The 17,109-nt window shown below is 48.7% G+C and carries 14 protein-coding genes; 12 read left to right on the top strand and 2 right to left on the bottom strand.

Annotated features, from left to right (window positions below):
* The first annotated feature begins 4 nt into the window (after nucleotides 1-4).
* From nuoG to ACWQXP_RS08430, 8 genes are all read left to right on the top strand, one after another.
* Nucleotides 5-2,725, top strand: coding sequence for an NADH-quinone oxidoreductase subunit NuoG (nuoG, locus tag ACWQXP_RS08465; protein WP_454062386.1), 2,721 nt, complete (start codon nucleotides 5-7; stop codon nucleotides 2,723-2,725).
* Nucleotides 2,722-3,684: an NADH-quinone oxidoreductase subunit NuoH gene (gene nuoH, locus ACWQXP_RS08460; protein WP_454062385.1), complete on the top strand. Its 963-nt coding sequence runs from the start codon at nucleotides 2,722-2,724 to the stop codon at nucleotides 3,682-3,684. The genes nuoG and nuoH overlap by 4 nt, the downstream gene beginning before the upstream one ends.
* A 76-nt stretch (nucleotides 3,685-3,760) precedes the next feature.
* Nucleotides 3,761-4,276 (top strand): NADH-quinone oxidoreductase subunit NuoI, encoded by a 516-nt coding sequence (gene nuoI, locus ACWQXP_RS08455; protein ID WP_454062384.1) that lies wholly within the window; start codon nucleotides 3,761-3,763, stop codon nucleotides 4,274-4,276.
* A complete protein-coding gene (nuoJ, locus tag ACWQXP_RS08450; protein ID WP_454062383.1) occupies nucleotides 4,273-4,782 on the top strand; it encodes an NADH-quinone oxidoreductase subunit J in 510 nt (169 codons plus the stop codon). The genes nuoI and nuoJ overlap by 4 nt, the downstream gene beginning before the upstream one ends.
* A complete protein-coding gene (gene nuoK / locus ACWQXP_RS08445) occupies nucleotides 4,779-5,087 on the top strand; it encodes an NADH-quinone oxidoreductase subunit NuoK (RefSeq protein WP_454062382.1) in 309 nt (102 codons plus the stop codon). The genes nuoJ and nuoK overlap by 4 nt, the downstream gene beginning before the upstream one ends.
* 2 nt (nucleotides 5,088-5,089) lie before the next feature.
* Nucleotides 5,090-7,045: an NADH-quinone oxidoreductase subunit L gene (gene nuoL, locus ACWQXP_RS08440; protein WP_454062381.1), complete on the top strand. Its 1,956-nt coding sequence runs from the start codon at nucleotides 5,090-5,092 to the stop codon at nucleotides 7,043-7,045.
* On the top strand, nucleotides 7,042-8,610 hold the full coding sequence (locus tag ACWQXP_RS08435) for a complex I subunit 4 family protein (protein WP_454062380.1): 1,569 nt from the start codon (nucleotides 7,042-7,044) through the stop codon (nucleotides 8,608-8,610). The genes nuoL and ACWQXP_RS08435 overlap by 4 nt, the downstream gene beginning before the upstream one ends.
* A 15-nt stretch (nucleotides 8,611-8,625) precedes the next feature.
* Nucleotides 8,626-10,119, top strand: a complete 1,494-nt coding sequence (locus tag ACWQXP_RS08430; protein ID WP_454062379.1) for an NADH-quinone oxidoreductase subunit N — start codon at nucleotides 8,626-8,628, stop codon at nucleotides 10,117-10,119.
* A 62-nt stretch (nucleotides 10,120-10,181) separates the two neighbouring features.
* On the opposite strand, the gene ACWQXP_RS08425 is transcribed toward ACWQXP_RS08430, so the two are convergent.
* Both ACWQXP_RS08425 and ACWQXP_RS08420 read right to left on the bottom strand, forming a co-directional pair.
* Nucleotides 10,182-10,613 (bottom strand): CBS domain-containing protein, encoded by a 432-nt coding sequence (locus ACWQXP_RS08425; RefSeq protein ID WP_454062378.1) that lies wholly within the window; start codon nucleotides 10,611-10,613, stop codon nucleotides 10,182-10,184.
* Between the two features lie 238 nt (nucleotides 10,614-10,851).
* Nucleotides 10,852-11,229, bottom strand: a complete 378-nt coding sequence (locus ACWQXP_RS08420) for a VOC family protein (RefSeq protein ID WP_454062377.1) — start codon at nucleotides 11,227-11,229, stop codon at nucleotides 10,852-10,854.
* A gap of 520 nt (nucleotides 11,230-11,749) precedes the next feature.
* On the opposite strand from ACWQXP_RS08420, the gene ACWQXP_RS08415 reads away from it, so the two are divergent.
* The 4 genes from ACWQXP_RS08415 (at nucleotide 11,750) to ACWQXP_RS08400 (ending at nucleotide 17,049) form a co-directional block, all read left to right on the top strand.
* The gene (locus ACWQXP_RS08415) at nucleotides 11,750-14,452 is read left to right on the top strand and encodes an AMP-binding protein (RefSeq protein WP_454062376.1); all 2,703 of its coding nucleotides are present in this window, start codon (nucleotides 11,750-11,752) and stop codon (nucleotides 14,450-14,452) included.
* Nucleotides 14,453-14,538: 86 nt separating this feature from the next.
* The gene (locus ACWQXP_RS08410; RefSeq protein ID WP_454062375.1) at nucleotides 14,539-14,793 is read left to right on the top strand and encodes a glutaredoxin domain-containing protein; all 255 of its coding nucleotides are present in this window, start codon (nucleotides 14,539-14,541) and stop codon (nucleotides 14,791-14,793) included.
* A 96-nt stretch (nucleotides 14,794-14,889) separates the two neighbouring features.
* On the top strand, nucleotides 14,890-16,578 hold the full coding sequence (locus ACWQXP_RS08405) for an FAD-dependent monooxygenase (protein WP_454062374.1): 1,689 nt from the start codon (nucleotides 14,890-14,892) through the stop codon (nucleotides 16,576-16,578).
* Nucleotides 16,579-16,719: 141 nt separating this feature from the next.
* The gene (locus tag ACWQXP_RS08400; protein WP_454062373.1) at nucleotides 16,720-17,049 is read left to right on the top strand and encodes a DUF6335 family protein; all 330 of its coding nucleotides are present in this window, start codon (nucleotides 16,720-16,722) and stop codon (nucleotides 17,047-17,049) included.
* The last annotated feature ends 60 nt before the right edge of the window (nucleotides 17,050-17,109 follow it).

Genomic DNA, 17,109 nt, shown 5'->3' with positions numbered 1-17,109 from the left:
TCCTATGGCGACTATTTTTATTGATCAACACTCCTACGACGTGGACCCTGATAACAATCTCCTGGCCGCGTGCCTGACGCTTGGATTCAACCTTCCGTATTTTTGTTGGCATCCAGCGATGGGATCGGTTGGTGCCTGTCGCCAGTGTGCCGTTAAACAATTCAAAGACGAGAAGGATCAGGAGGGTCGTCTGGTGATGGCCTGCCTAACACCGGCTTCAGAAGGCATCCGAATTTCCATTGAAGACGAAGAGGCCCAAACATTTCGTTCAAGCGTGATCGAATGGCTCATGCTGAATCACCCTCATGATTGTCCCGTCTGTGACGAGGGAGGGGAATGTCACCTTCAGGATATGACCGTCATGACAGGCCACACGACCCGTCGTTATCGCGGCACCAAACGAACCTATCGTAACCAAGATCTTGGTCCTTTCATTTTCCATGAGATGAATCGGTGTATTCAATGTTATCGCTGTGTGCGCTTCTATCGTGATATTGCTGGCGGACGAGATTTGAATGTATTCGGTTCGCGTGACCGTCTGTATTTTGGACGCTATGAAGACGGTACGCTTGAAAACGAGTTCAGTGGCAATCTCGTGGAGGTCTGTCCAACGGGTGTCTTTACCGATAACACCCTCCGTCAGCATTACACACGTAAATGGGATCTACAAATGGCTCCATCAATCTGTCCACATTGCAGCTTGGGGTGTAATACGACGACCGGGGAACGCCAGGGAATACTACGAAGGATCGTCAACCGTTTCAATGCGCACGTCAATGGATATTTCCTGTGTGATCGTGGCCGGTTTGGTTACGAATTTGTCAACCATCCACAACGCATGATGAGGCCATTTTTACAAACGGGAGAGTCGCCGGTTGAACACCCAACCCGAGAGGACATGCTGCAATCTCTGACGCCTCTCATTTCACGGTCTGAACGAATGATCGGCATCGGCTCACCTCGGGCTTCTCTTGAAAGCAATTTCGCCCTTCAAACGCTGGTGGGACAGGATAATTTTTTCACGGGAGTTTCGATGAAGGAATCATCGTTAGTCTCAAAGATCATCCACATTCTGCGTGAAGGTCCGGTCGCCTCCGCCACTATCCAACAAGTGGAACAGGCCGATGCCGTCTTGGTCTTAGGCGAAGATCTACTTCACACCGCACCACGTCTGTTCCTTGCACTTCGACAGTCAGTCCGGCAACAACCGATGGAACTTGCTGATGCCCTCCATATCCCGCGATGGCATGATGCGGCAGTTCGGGAAGCCATTCAAGACAATACCGGACCCTTATATGTCGCCAACCTCCAACGGAGTGATCTTGATGCTCTGGCAACCTGGTCCTATCATGCGCATCCGGATGACATGGCACGATTAGGATTTGCGGTGGCCCATGCGCTCAATTCCAACGTTCCTCCAGTCACGGATTGTTCTTCATCGCTATTCGCGCGAGCTCAGGAAATCGCCACGGCATTATGCACGGCCAAACACCCTTTGATCATTTCCGGTACCAGCTCAATGAGTATGGCCGTCATCGAGTCTGCCGCCAACATTGCATGGGCGCTGCATCAACAAGATTGCGATGTGAATCTGTGTTTTACCGTTCCTGAATGTAATAGTGTCGGGGTGGCCTTGTTGGGCGGACATGATCTGGAAAAAGCATTTCACCTTGTCAAACACAACACGATTGACACTGTTCTTATTTTAGAAAATGATTTATATCGACGAGCCGATCCAGCGAACGTGGATCAATTTCTCATGACAGTACCAAATGTGTTCGTGTTTGATCATCTGCCTACACCGACGACCGCCAAAGCACACGGAATTTTCCCTGTCAGCACCTTTGCTGAAAGCACAGGCACACTGGTGAACAATGAAGGACGTGCCCAGCGATACTACCAAACGTATGTCCCACAAGAGGACATTCAAGCCAGTTGGGAGTGGGTTCGAGATCTGGCAAAGATCCATGGTGATCATCCTTCACCTGTCGGTGAATGGTTGACGCTTGATGATGTTCTCCGCACACTCGGCGAAACCCATGACGTCTTTCAATCGCTCGTTCACGAATTCCCTTCCTCTCATTTTCGTATCCATGAGCAAAAAATACCACGGGCTCCACACCGATATAGTGGTCGAACAGCTGTAGACTCCGATCTCACTATTCATGAACCCATGCCGCCACCGGATGCCAACTCACCGCTCGCCTTTTCGATGGAAGGCACGTCCCTTCAACCGCCTCCGTCAGTGAATCCTTTTTTCTGGTCACCAGGATGGAATTCCATTCAGGCCGTCAATAAATTTCAAAGCGAAGTAGGAGGTCCACTGCGTGAGGGCCCAGCGGGTGTGCGACTCCTCACAACAACGGTGGATTCTGAGATGACCTTCTTTGAGCATATACCGTCTGAATTTGAACCACGAGAAAATCAATGGTGGATTTTCTCTATTTCCCAAATTTTTGGTTCTGAAGAACTCAGTATCAAATCTCCCGCTATGGCTGAACGTCAGTCCTCATCCTATCTGACATTCAATGCTGATGAGGCAGAAAGACGGGCATTGAAAACTGGTGATCTTGTTCAACTCGTGCTCCAAGATGTCACGTATACCGTCCCGATTAAACTAGAGACGGGTCTTCCGAATGGCATCGCAGGCCTTGCCTGTGTGCCTCCTCTAACGAATGGGGTCCTTCCAGGGTGGGGCCTCCTGAAAGTCGTGAAGCACGGATGACTCACACCTTGCACATGTATGTCTTCATTGTTCTGACTCTGAGCTCCGTGCTTACTATCAGTGGGTTGCTGATTTGGATTGAACGACGTCTTCTCGGACTTTGGCAGGAGCGGTATGGGCCTAATCGAGTCGGACCATTCGGAATGTTTCAAGTTGTGGCCGATATGATCAAAATTTTTACAAAGGAAGATTGGATCCCACCTTTTGCGGACAAAGCTGTGTTTATTTTGGCTCCGGCTTTAATTATGGTCACGACGCTACTTGCCTTTGTGGTGATTCCGTTTACCCCTTCGATTGTCATCGCCGATCTCAACATTGGTATTTTGTTTTTCTTGGCTATGTCTTCTCTAGGTGCCTATAGTTTGGTACTGGGTGGTTGGGCTTCCAATAGCAAATATTCGTTGCTGGGAGGACTTCGTGCCGCCTCGCAAATGATTAGTTATGAAGTGTTCATGGGCATTTCACTTATGGGGGTTGTCATGTTGGCCGGCACGTTCAATCTGGGTCTTATCGTCCAGGCGCAACAAGACCTCTGGTTTTGTATTCCTCAAATCCTGGGACTCCTCATATTTTTTATGGCTGGTTTGGCCGAGACGCATCGATTGCCATTTGATATTCCTGAGGCCGAAAGCGAGCTTGTGGCGGGCTATCATACGGAATATTCAGGGATGAAGTTCGGTATGTTCTTTGTGGGGGAATATGTGGGTATCACACTGATTTCTGCCATGATGGTGGTCTTGTTTTTTGCTGGTTGGCATGGTCCATGGCTTCCGCCTTGGCTTTGGTTTTCACTGAAAACCATGGCGTGTCTGTCCGTGTTCATCTTATTACGCGCAACCATGCCGAGACTTCGTTTTGATCAACTCATGTCTTTTGGATGGAAAGTGTTGCTTCCGTTGGGGCTTGTGAATCTTCTCGTCACCGGGGCGCTGATGCTCGTGAATCAAGGGGAGACCTAAAGCGTATGCTGACACGTGACCCGGTGGCTAGTCTCACAGGCCTTCCATCCATCAGAGCATTGGGAAAGGCTCTCGTATGACACACATGATCAAGGCTATCTGGCGCGTATTTCTTCGATTATTCAAAAAGCCCATTACGGTGCAATATCCAGACGAACACCCCTATCTGGCTCCTCGTTGGAGAGGAAGAATTATCCTCTCTCGGGATCCAGATGGTGAAGAGCGGTGCGTGGCCTGCCATCTCTGTTCTGTCGTCTGTCCAGTCGATTGTATCGCACTTCAAGCAACAGAAGATGCCGCTGGTCGACGGTATCCGGAGTGGTTTCGAATTAATTTTTCTCGCTGTATTTTCTGTGGGTATTGCGAAGAAGCCTGTCCGACGTATGCGATCCAACTCACTCCCGATTTTGAAATGAGTGAATATCATCGCCCACATCTTGTGTATGAAAAAGAAGATTTGCTCATTAACGGCGTCGGAAAATATCCCGAGTATAATTTCTACCGTGTGGCTGGCGTGTCCATCACAGAAAAAGACAAGGGACAGGCTGTGAACGAAGATCCACCCATTGATGTGCGAAATCTTATGCCATGATTATATCATTTTATATCATCGCGGCTGTGGCCATTGTCGCTACTATCATGGTGATCACCCGCTTCAACGCTATCCATGCTCTTCTCTACCTCATCGTCTCTCTTTTAGCAGTCAGCATGATCTTTTTCTTATTCGGAGCGCCATTTGCCGCGGCTTTGGAGGTCATTATCTACGCGGGAGCGGTGATGGTGTTATTTGTCTTTGTCATCATGATGTTGGATATGGGCCGTGAAGGTCTACAATTGGAACAGGCATGGTTCAATCCTAAGATGTGGATGGGCCCCATGGTTCTGGCGCTCATTCTTGTTGTGGAATTACTCGATATTGTGTTGGATGGGTCAACCACGCGTACGAGCAATGTGATGCTGATTGGCCCTCAACAGGTGAGTGAGAAACTGTTTCATCTCTATGTGATCGGCGTTGAACTTGCTTCATTTTTGCTCCTTCCCGGACTCATCAGTGCCTATCATCTAGGGCGGAAAGCTCGATCAGGGGAGGCCTCATGACAGAAATGCCTTTCGAACATGGACTGGTACTCGCGTGCATATTATTCGCTCTTGGATTGATTGGACTTCTTGTCCGACGAAATCTTCTGTTTATGTTGATGTCGGTGGAAATCATGTTGAATGCTGCGGCTCTTGCATTTATCGTCGGGGGAGCCCGATGGGCACAAGCCGATGGGCAAATCATGTTTATCTTCATCCTCACCTTGACCGCCGCAGAAGTCTCAGTCGCGTTGGGATTAATTCTTCAACTCTACTCACACTTGCAAACCTTAGATGCCGACGCTGCAGATACGCTATCGGGGTAATCATGTTGGAATGGTTGTGGTTGATTCCCATGTTTCCGTTACTCGGATTTCTGATGCTCGCAAATGTTGATGAGCTCGCTCGTGTAAGAGTGAATCTGATCGGTGTCGGATCAGTCGGCTTATCTCTGCTCACCGTTGGCGTGGTGGGCGTGGGATTATTTCAGAATGAAAATGACGAGCTCATGTTTCGACAAACATTATGGCCATGGATCGAGGTTTCTGGTTTTTCATCGCAGATTGGGTTGTACCTGGATGGTTTGTCGTTTGTCATGATCGGAGTCATCACCGGCGTTGGATTTCTTATTCATGTGTATTCCATGGGTTATATGGACGATGATGATCACTATCAACGATTTTTTGCCTATATGAATCTTTTCCTGGCCGCGATGTTGCTTTTGGTGTTAGCCGACAACTTGCTCTTGCTTTTTCTCGGTTGGGAAGGCGTTGGACTCTGCAGCTATTTGCTCATCGGCTTTTGGTATCAGGACCCAGCCAATGGGCAGGCAGCCAGTAAAGCGTTCATTATGAACCGCATCGGAGATGCTGCCCTGCTCACTGGATTGTGCGTGTTCGTCATTCAGTTCGGGACACTCGACATTCAGACCTTGATGCATGAGGTCCCACAGCATTGGGCTATGAATTCTCCATTGGCTATTCTGATCGCGGCCCTTCTTCTTGGTGGAGCGATCGGAAAGTCTGCACAACTGCCCTTGCAAACGTGGCTTCCTGATGCCATGGCAGGGCCCACGCCCGTGAGTGCACTGCTGCATGCGGCGACTATGGTCACCGCTGGCGTTTACCTGCTGGCTCGTACGCAAGTTGTCTTTCATCAAGCTCCGACGATTCAATTCATTGTGGCAGTGATTGGGTCTCTCACGCTCTTGCTTTCAGCTGCCAGTGCATTAGTCCAAAGCAATATCAAACGTGTTCTCGCGTTTTCGACGATGAGCCAAATTGGATATATGTTCTTGGCCTTGGGCGTCGGGGCCGCATCAGCAGCCATTTTTCACTTTATGACCCATGCCTTCTTTAAGGCCCTCCTGTTTTTAGCGGCCGGCGCCGTGGTCAACAATCTTCATCATGAGCAAAACATTTTTAAAATGGGTGGCTTACGTCGTCAGTTGCCATTGGCTTATTGGACCACCGTCATCGGCATGGCTTCCCTTGCCGGCCTGCCTTTTGTCACTGCTGGATTTTTTAGTAAGGAGTGGATTTTGTGGGAAGTGTGGTCTTCTTCAGAATCAGGAATGTGGTTTTGGGCGGTCGGAGTTCTAGGCGTGTTTCTCACGGCTCTCTATGGTTTTCGACTTGTCTTCTTGGTGTTTTGGGGAGAGCAACACACGCATCCAACGGTGAGAGGGCGGTGGTCCATGACAATTCCACTGATGATCCTTGCCATCTTATCCATAAGCGGTGGGTGGATAGAATCGTCCATATTCGGAAAATATTCCTTTGCGGAGATTATGGCTGCGGCTCTTCCACTTCAATCTGGAACGTCAGTTGCCTCAGATCACGAATTGGTCATAAAAAGTGTGACGACGATGGTCGCAATAGGTGGGATCGTCGTAGCGTATTTCTTGTTTTTTCGTCATCCCCATATGACGACGGCCATCAGTGAGTCTCCGCCTATGCCTCACGTCCGGCAGTTTTTCCTGACGGGGTGGATGTTGAATCGCTTGTATCAACACCTGTTTGTTGCCCCATTTCTGCGAACGGCCCAAGCGGGGAAATCCGATATCTTTAACAAAGCTTACGACAGACTCTTCGTCTCACCATTTTTACACATCGCTCGATGGAATAAAGATGATTTGTTTGAACAAATGTATGAAAGTCTTCGTTGGTTCATTCATCGTAGCCATACCATGCTCCGTCAGACTCAAACCGGACATGTGCGATGGTATGCCTCCATTGTTGCGGCTGGGTCAATCACGTTGATTGCTCTAATGGTGTATGCATGATTCTGACGATTTTATTAGGGATTCTTCTCCTGGGTGGTCTGTTGGCCTGGCTGTCAGAACGGTGGGGAGCCTATTGGCCACGCTGGATTGCCCTTATTACCCTCCTCATCTCTCTCGGTATCGGCCTCGGACTCTGGTTGATCGGGCCAGAGCATCGGTTTCTTTCTGAATATGGCGTGTGGTTCGCAAAGCTCAGTGTTCCGTGGATTTCACGGTTTGGTATTCAATTTCATGTTGGTGCCGACGGACTCAGTCTTCTGCTGATTCTCTTGACCAGTTTCTTAGGCATCACGGCGGTCATAGCCTCTTGGACGGAAATCACCCAGCGAGTCGGATTTTTTCACTTCAATCTCCTCTGGGTGTTGACTGGTGTTGTGGGTGTTTTTGTTTCACTAGATCTTTTTCTGTTTTTTGTATTCTGGGAGATGATGCTGGTCCCGATGTATTTACTCATCAGCATTTGGGGACATGAACATCGGGCCTATGCGGCCTTGAAGTTTTTTCTCTTTACCCAAGCCGGCGGACTGCTCATGCTCATTTCGATTTTGGCTGTGGGCATTGCCCATTATCATCAACATGAATTCATCACCTTCGACTATTTTCACCTCTTACAGCTTACGCTGCCTCCATCCACTCAACTCTGGATGTTTGCTGGATTTTTTGCCGCCTTTGCGGTCAAGCTGCCAGTGGTTCCATTGCACACCTGGCTCCCTGATGCACATACGGAAGCGCCGACAGGAGGAAGTGTAATTCTTGCCGGATTGCTGTTAAAAACTGGAGGATACGGGCTTTTGCGGTTTGCCGTTCCACTGTTTCCTGATGCCGCACAGACGGTCGCCCCGATGGTCATGGGGCTTGGTGTGGTTGGGATTTTGTATGGGGCGATGATGGCTTTTGCTCAAACAGATCTTAAGCGGCTCATCGCGTATAGTAGTATCGCGCACCTGGGCTTTGTGCTGCTTGGTATCTTTGCCTGGAACAGTCAAGCTCTTCAAGGAACCATTATGCAAATGCTAGCCCATGGCATTAGTACTGGGGCGTTATTTGTGCTGGCCGGGGCTCTTCAAGAACGACTGCATACGCGAGACATGAACGAAATGGGTGGACTTTGGGATATCGTTCCGAAGCTTGCAGGAATCACCATGTTTTTTGTGATGGCGTCCTTGGGTATACCAGGACTCGGGAATTTTATTGGCGAATTCCTTGTACTCTTGGGAACCTATAGAGTGAATATTCCATTAGCCGCACTTGCGACCCTCGGTATCGTCGCAGCGGCCATTTATTCATTGACGTTGATGCAACGGACATTCCATGGCCCCAACATCAACGGCTGGCAGATTCCCGACTTGTCCAGGCGCTCTCTGGTGTTGTTGGGAGCCATGATCATCATACAAACGTGGTGGGGATTGTATCCGCACCCCATACTTCAAACGGCCAGGCTGACATTGGATCGGCTTCAAGTGATCGTGGCCAAAGAACAGGTGGAGACCGCGTTGACCAGCCGCACGGCACCCATGGGTTCGCCGTCGACGACAGGGCTACCGAGGTTATCCGTAGACCGTTAACGCTTTCTCAAGATTATGAGTGTGACAGACTTTACGGCTTTACTGCCTATTCTTCTTACTGCAGGAACCGCGTTATGTTCGATGATGTGGATTGCGATTTCACGTCAGCATCTCGTTGTGGCGATTATCTCCGTGTCAGGATGTCTCCTCAGTCTGGCAAGTGTCCCCTTCGCTGTTCAGGTGGCTCCCCGCACGATCACGCCTCTCGTGCAAGTCGATACGTATGCGTTGTTCTTCATAGGACTGATCGTCTCGGCCAGCCTGATTGTGACCCTCCTCGCGTATGATTATCTTAAAGCGCAACAGGGCAATCTGGAAGAATTTTACGTGTTGTTAATTCTCGCCGCCGTCGGAGCGGAAATCTTAACCGTGGCCACGCATTTCGCATCATTATTTCTAGGGTTGGAGCTCCTGACCATTTCACTGTATGGGCTTATTGCCTATCAACGGAATAATCTTTCCTCCCTGGAAGCCGGCATGAAATATTTGATTCTTTCTGCGACATCGTCTGCCTTTCTCTTGTTTGGCATGGCCTTCATCTATTTTGAGACAGGATCCTTAGAATTTATACAGTTGGCCGCCGTGTTTTCACAGACAGGAATCGTCAACGTCTTTCTGTTAGCTGGATTCGCCATGTTGTTAACCGGCATCGGGTTTAAAATCGCGATGGTCCCTTTTCACATGTGGACCCCGGATGTCTATCAAGGCGCCTCGGCACCAGTCGTTGCCTTTATTGCCACGGTGTCGAAGGGGGCCATGGTGGCCGTGTTTTTACGATTGTTTTTGATTACTGAGATGTCCCATTCTTCTCTTGTCATAGTGGTGCTGAGTAGTCTCGCGGCGTTCTCCATGGTGGTTGGGAACCTGCTGGCACTGCTTCAACACAACGTCAAACGTTTATTGGCCTGTTCCTCAATTGCGCATATGGGGTACCTCCTTGTCGCATTATTGGCGAGTGGATCTATGGCCATTGAAGCAGTGAGTTTCTATCTGGTGGCATATTTTGTCACGACGCTTGGAGCCTTTGGCGTCATCGCCCATCTCTCTACATCTGGTATCGAACCGGAGCAACTCGAAGATTATCAAGGACTCTTTTGGCGTAACCCTTGGATTGCGGGAATTTTAACGGCCATGGTGCTATCACTGGCCGGTATTCCTCTAACTGCCGGTTTCATCGGGAAGTTTTACGTCATTGCTGCAGGATTGAGTGCAGAATTATGGCTGCTCATTATTCTTTTTGTGTTGAACAGCGTGATTGGGTTGTTCTATTACCTTCGTCTCATTCGGGTCATGGCTTCTCATCCAGTCAATCATGCCATTCTATCGGCACGGATGCCGACGAACCAACGATTAAGCGGGGTGGTGCTTGCTGGCCTGACGATTCTCCTGCTGTGGTTTGGAACGTATCCTGTTCCATTGATTGCTTTGATCGAATCGATGCAGCCATCAATGTCGAATGCGGTAACGAGTGTCACCTCGGACACGATGATGACGTTGATGAGTCAATGAAAAACCCGCAACGTCAACAATCATCATGACACGACTAACCCTTTTCGGTCTGCATCGCTGTTTTATCGATTGGGTTTTGACGGTTGAGACACTTCTTCAAAGACCTCCCCTCCACGGTAAGCTGAACTGCGTGCAGTCAGATCACCGAGCGAGAGCATTCCAATGAACAGATTGTTCCGATTGACGATTGGTAGGCGACGGATCTGATGATGACTCATCAACTGTTGGGCTTCCGTAACATCTTGTTCTTCACCGGCCACAATTATATCTTGAGTCATGACGTCGCGTGCAAGAGTATGTGCTGGATCTTTCTTTTCAGCAATCACGCGCAAAATGATATCGCGATCAGTCAGCAGACCAATAATCTTATGGTTTTCGCAAATTGGCATAATTCCAACGTTGAGTTGTTTCATCTTTCCGGCGGCTTCCTGGACGTTGGTTTCTGGACCGATAATATCAACTTCTACAGTCATAATATCTTTAATCATCGTCATCTTGCACTTCCTCTCTGCTTTTCTAGCCTGAATGTCGTGACTCGACGCTAGCCTTACAGTCTGCATTGAAATCGCAGCCGATTTTCCAAAAACATATTTCCATACGTGTTTCCTGCTGAGCGTCGATTGGCATATTGTGAGCCTTCTCGATGAACTGAAGTTTTTCACCTCACTGAACAAATCCACATATGATGAAATGTTGAGATCCGAATGCCTAGTCCTGACAATCACACACGAGTCATCTGTTAGATTCAAAAAGTTCTATGAAATTTCCAGATGGGTCTTCGAGCAAAATCTGCTTTCCGCCTTTGCCTTCAACGATATTGTTACGAAACTTCGCTCCCTCCTCACGCAGTCTTTTCACTTCTGCGCCAAGGTCATCGACCGTTAGTTGAATACGATTCCATCCTCCAGGTTTCGGTGTTTCCCCGTCCGGCATTTCCTGCCCACCCCCACCGGCATCAACCGTATTCAAGATAAGATGTAAAACACCTTTTGATAACAAGGCAAACCCCGAAGTGGGATTCATTTCCACCTCAAACCCAAGCTTTTGACAATAGAAGGACATGGCTGTGTCGAGGTTGTTGACAATGTAGCGTACATTGACCGTTTGCATGACGTGATTAGATCTCCTTTCTCACCATTTATGATTTCTCCATCTCTTGTTATTCATACAGCTCTATTGTAGATGCTATTCAATGCGCGAGTAGCTGATGAAAACCCTAGGTCTGATCAAGGCTGCCTGCAAGAATCTCGAAACCATCAACACTGTTGATCAGGATATGACCGTGCGGGTATTTGGCATGCCGTCCACGTGAAATGCCTACATTCCTTTCGCAGCCCCTTCGCCAAGCTCAAACCCTTTCATGCTGTTCCAAAACCCTGGCCCTATGCACAGGCAGGAGGATGGTACGGATTATTCAACAAATCCCATATTCGTAATCAAAAAACCCTTTACAGAATTGACAGTGCGACCTCATCCTGAACAATGAAAGAGCCAATGTATCCTGAGCATTGAAGGGGAGGTGTGAATGGAGACGATTTGAAGCCTAGGGTTTCGACTAGGTCAAAAGAGACCACGGGTACGTCCATACTAAAACTGTACATGTCATCCTTGTCATCCTGATCGTGTGCTTATGAACAATGAAACATTACAGCATGTGATTGAGGCCTTGCCCCATCAAGGTCATCGGCCTGCAGTGATTGCTCTGTCGAAGGACCACAGCCAGACCCTTACGTTTAGTCAACTACATGAAACGACACTGCGCTTTGCAACGGGTCTGTCACAAGCTGGGCTTTTGGCGGACTCTCCCGTTGTCCTTCTTGCCCCGAATCAACCAGAGTGGATTGTGGCTTGCTGTGCGCTTCTTGTGGCAGGTGCCATTCCAGTGCCAATTGATTATCAAATGCAAGAGGAAGATTTGCAGCATGTGCTTTCCGACAGTCAAGCGCAATGGGTTTTCACCACGACGAATCTCGCACAATCGTCTAATTTTCTTAACCCAAACCCCATTCTCCACGTCATCCTGCTCGATGCCGATTCGCATCATCCGCAAAGCTGGAAGCACTATCTCGTAGAAAAAGAGACGGCTTTCTCAGGTGTCTCGCCCGAGAGTCAAGCCGTTTTATTTTATACATCTGGAACTTCAGGACGCCCCAAGGGCGTCCCCCTGACACATCGCAATCTGCTCTCGAATTTACAAGCTTTGCTCACGCTCAATCTCATCACCGAAGACGACCGTCTCATGGTCCCATTGCCTTTTCATCATGTTTATCCCTTCATGATTGGCATGTTGGCTCCGCTTGCTGTTGGAATCCCAATAGTCATTCCCTATTCTTTGACTGGCCCACAGTTATTTCGTACCCTTCATGAAACTCAGCCGACCGCCATTATTGGCATTCCACGCCTGTATGAAGCGCTCGACTCTGCTTTGGAAACACGGTTGAGACAACAAGGGACCCTTGTCTTTACTCTTCTACGGGTGGGTATTGCTTTTTCCACCATGCTCCGACGTCGTCTTGGTATCCGTCTCGGTCGTACACTTTTCGGCTCATTACACAAGCGTCTGAACCCTCAATTGCGCACGTTGGTTTCAGGCGGAGCCGCCTTGGAATCAGAATTAGCATGGAAACTGGAAGGCGTGGGATGGCAGGTGGGAACAGGTTATGGCTTGACCGAAACCTCTCCGATCCTCACCGTAAACGAGCCCGGCAACAATCGTCTCGACACGGCCGGTCGACCGTTGCCAGGTGTCGAACTAAAGATTGCCAAGTCGGAAGACCATGCGGAATCTGGCGAAGTGCTGGTCAAAGGTCCAAATGTCTTTTCAGGGTATTGGAATCTTCCCGACAAAAACACATCCGCTTTTACCGACGACGGATATTTTCGTACCGGCGATCTCGGCACCATGCAAAATGGCTATCTGTATCTCGTCGGACGAGCTTCATCCATGATTGTCTTACCCGGCGGAGAAAATATTCGACCTGACTTTATTGAAGATAGTCTCAATCAGACACCCCATGTTCAAGAAACCGGCGTCTTGGCGGTGAAGAACAAGCTTGTAGCGGTGATTGTTCCCAAAGCCGGTTCTCATCGTGGTCGTCAAGAGGATGAACTCGAACGACTCATTCGAGAAGATCTTGAACGTCAATCACAGCAACTTCCTTCTCACCACCGTCTCAGCGACTATGTTCTGAGTTTCGACCCACTTCCTCGTACTCGATTGGGGAAAATCCGTCGTCATCTCCTTCAATCATTGTACGAGCAGGCAAAACACCAAGACCATACACATGCGCAACAGCCTGGGCCCCTTCCTCTTGACCGCATGTCGCCGGAAGATCAACACCTTCTCAGTTACCCGCACGCTCAACAAGCATGGAATTGGCTCTGTAAGCGGTTTCCCGACATACGGTTGACCCCGGACTCGAATATCCAATTAGACCTCGGCGTTGATTCGTTGGAATGGATAAATCTAACCTTAGAATTGCAAGAAGCGGTTGGAATAAATTTCGACCAGGAGGAAATCAACCGTATCGAAACCGTTCGCGAGTTTCTTCACATGACGGTCGATGCTGACTCCGCATCCAACGTTGAACAGATAACCGATCAACTTCGTCACCCAGATGCACTACTTGATGAAGAGCAGCAACAATGGCTCACCCCACCAGGACCACTCATTCGTGGTCTTGGATCATTCATGTTTCGAATAAATCGATGGCTCATGAAAAAGCTGTATAACTTGACGATTCACGGCATTGAACATCTGCCTCCGAAAGGCCCATTCGTGATTACATCGAACCATACCAGTCTGCTGGATCCTCTCGCGATTGCGGCGGCCTTTTCCAACGAGCAGCTCGCTCACACCCATTGGGGAGGATGGACGGGAATGATGTTTACCAATCCATTGATGCGTGGGATCAGCCGTGCCGCTCGAGTTCTTCCAATCGATCAGTCCAGAAACCCTCTCTCAAGCTTGGCACTTGGCATCGCCGTCTTGAAACAAGGGAACGATCTTGTCTGGTTTCCAGAGGGTGAACGATCACTCAATGGAAAACTTCATGCGTTTCGCCCTGGTATCGGCTATTTATTGGCGACGGAACGCATTCCGATTGTCCCAGCCTGGATTACAGGAACCTATGAGGCGTTGCCTCGTCATCGATGGAGGCCACGGGTGAGTCACATAACAGTGCGATTTGGTAAAACCCTGTCGGCTCAAAACCTTGAAGACGCTGGCAAGGAATCGCAAACACCACAACAAATTGCTGATGCGTTGTATACTGAGATCTCAAACCTATCAGGTGACCGCCATGAGATCAGTCAAGATAAAGAGAAGCACTAGAGGCTTATCATGCAGCACTCGAAAAAGCAATTTGACGAATTCTTGGCTTTCGTGCGATCGCGATCAATCACAATAAGGAGAGTGCGATGTTGGAATTGTATCAATTCGAAGAATGCCCATACAGTACTCAAGTCAGAAAGAAACTGTCAGAATGTCAGATCGATTATCTTCTCAGAAATGTGTCACAGGACAAATCCAAACGAGATCGTCTGAAACGAGTATCCGGACAAGACGAGGTGCCAACCCTTATCGATTCCGATCGAGACCGAGTTATTAAAGGAGATGAAACGGAAATCATTCAATATCTTGAGAATCATTATGGCGTGAAGTCCTCATCGTAAGTCACGAAGACGTTCATTCTACATAGCTCGTGAATTCCGGTACATTTTATGGAGTGAAGAACGTCGTGAATGACGTGTTGTTATAACGAGGACCTTATGAAGACAGGCAAGGAACATGCTGATGTTCTGATCGTTGGTGCCGGACCAACGGGTTTAACTCTGGCATGCGATCTCGCCAGACGAGGGATTGCCTATCGGATCATCGATCAAGACGAACAACCCTCCCAGCATTCCAAAGCACTCGCGATCCATGCGCGAACCTTGGAGTGCTTCGAACAACTCGGCCTTACCGACGAGTTGTGCCGGCGCGGACGAAAAATTCATGCACTCAACCTGTATGCTGATGGTCGACAAATCGCTCGATTGGATTTCCAACATTTGAATACGCCCTATCCCTTTGTCCTCGTGTTACCCCAACGTGAAACGGAAGGACTGCTCATAGAGCGACTCACATCACTAGGCGGCACGGTGGAACGACCGATTCGGTTGTCGGCCATCGAACGCCACCCGGAGAACATCACGGCCATAGTGCACGATATGAGGTCGGAACAACGAGAAGATCCCGTGTCGGCTTCCTGGTTAGTCGGTTGTGATGGAGCCCACAGTTCGGTGAGAACATGTCTGACACTTCCCTTTGAAGGAGAACAATATGTGGAATCCTTTCTCTTGGGAGATCTGACGATAGAGGGTGACCTTCCGTCGGACGAAGGGCACATCTTTCTATCTCCCTCTGGTGTCTTATTCGCGATCCCTTTACCGAACCCTCATCGCTATCGAGTGGTGATCGATGCAACGCAAGCAGTTCCGCATCAATCCGACTCGAAGCTTGTGGTTCAAGATTTTCAAGCTTCTTGGACGCACCGAGTGGGCAACGGACCAGGCAGTACGAGCAAGCTCAGTCAGCTCGTCTGGCATTCCCGTTTTCGAATCTCTCGTCGCCTTGTCTCAACTTATCGGAGGGGCCGCGTGTTCCTAGCTGGGGATGCCGCTCATATTCATAGTCCAGCCGGAGGGCAGGGAATGAATACAGGAATTCAAGATGCGTTCAACCTGGGATGGAAGTTGGCTCTTGTCAATCAAGGTCTTTCACCTGAATCGTTACTTGACAGTTACGAGGTAGAACGTCGCCCGATTGCGGCCTCTATCTTAGCAGGCACTCATTGGGGAACAAAAATGATGACGGTAGGTCATCCACTCATGCGATGGGGACGAAATCATCTTGCCTCCCTTCTCAATCAATTCCCTACGATCCAGGATCGTATCGTGAAAGCCGTTGCAGAATTGGATACTCGCTATCCAGACAGTGACATTATAATCGACCAAATTTCTCACCATAATTGGGGCTTCTCTCGGAGAAAGAATCTATTTTCCAATCGGGAATCTAGACCTTGTGCAGGAGAACGCGCGCCAAATGTCATTCTTTCATCGGAAACTCCACACGAGTATCATTGCCTTTTTGATGTATTCCAACATCAACATCATACCCTGCTATTCTTCCAGGGTTTAAACAGAAATGCTCCAAGCATACAAGAATTCAATGCGCTTCACAGTGGGTTTGACACACGATTTAGCCATCTGGTTCATTCAGTGTTCGTCACGATCAATTCTATTCAGCCTCACATATCTGTTGCGTATATTCGAGACTCAAACGGAGTGGTGCATCGTCGATACGGTGCCGACCAATGTTGCGTCTACGTGATTCGTCCTGATGGATACGTGGGATATACAAGTCAACCAACTACGAGAAGATCCCTCGAAAAATATTTCTCTCATCTATTTCGCTAATCATTCATCGTAACCATATGATTCTAGGGTTTTGACCAGTCGTATATTTAAAAAAAAAGCAATAGGATAGTGAGATGCGTCAGGTCTTAGGCAACTCATGATGAACAGCCTACTCATCCATTGGAACGGGAGATGAATACAATGAAAAAGAAGACTCAACATCCTCTACCTCAAGATCAGTCAGCATCTGAACGCCCAAAAAGAAAAACCCTCTCTGGCGGCGATATGGACGCAACGGCGGACGTGAAACACTCGGGAGAAGAAGGAGTCGGGGGTTCTATGCTTACGCCAGATCAAGACGACATCGATGAAATGGGTGAGTCTGTGGGATTGACCTACGAAGATACTGAGCCGTTAGATGTGGGGAAAAAACGTGAGCGAGATGCTCAACGTTGGGAGTTGGATCCGGCTTCGTCGGAAGATTATGAGGAACGGACGAATCGCCTGCATTCTGATGAAAACGACTATTGAATGATCATGATCGAAGCAACATTGAATGAATATTCCCTATGCGTAAAGTCAGAAAATGAT

The sequence above is a fragment of the Candidatus Nitrospira salsa genome (genome assembly GCF_965152625.1).
This window is presented reverse-complemented; position numbering and strand designations above follow the sequence as displayed.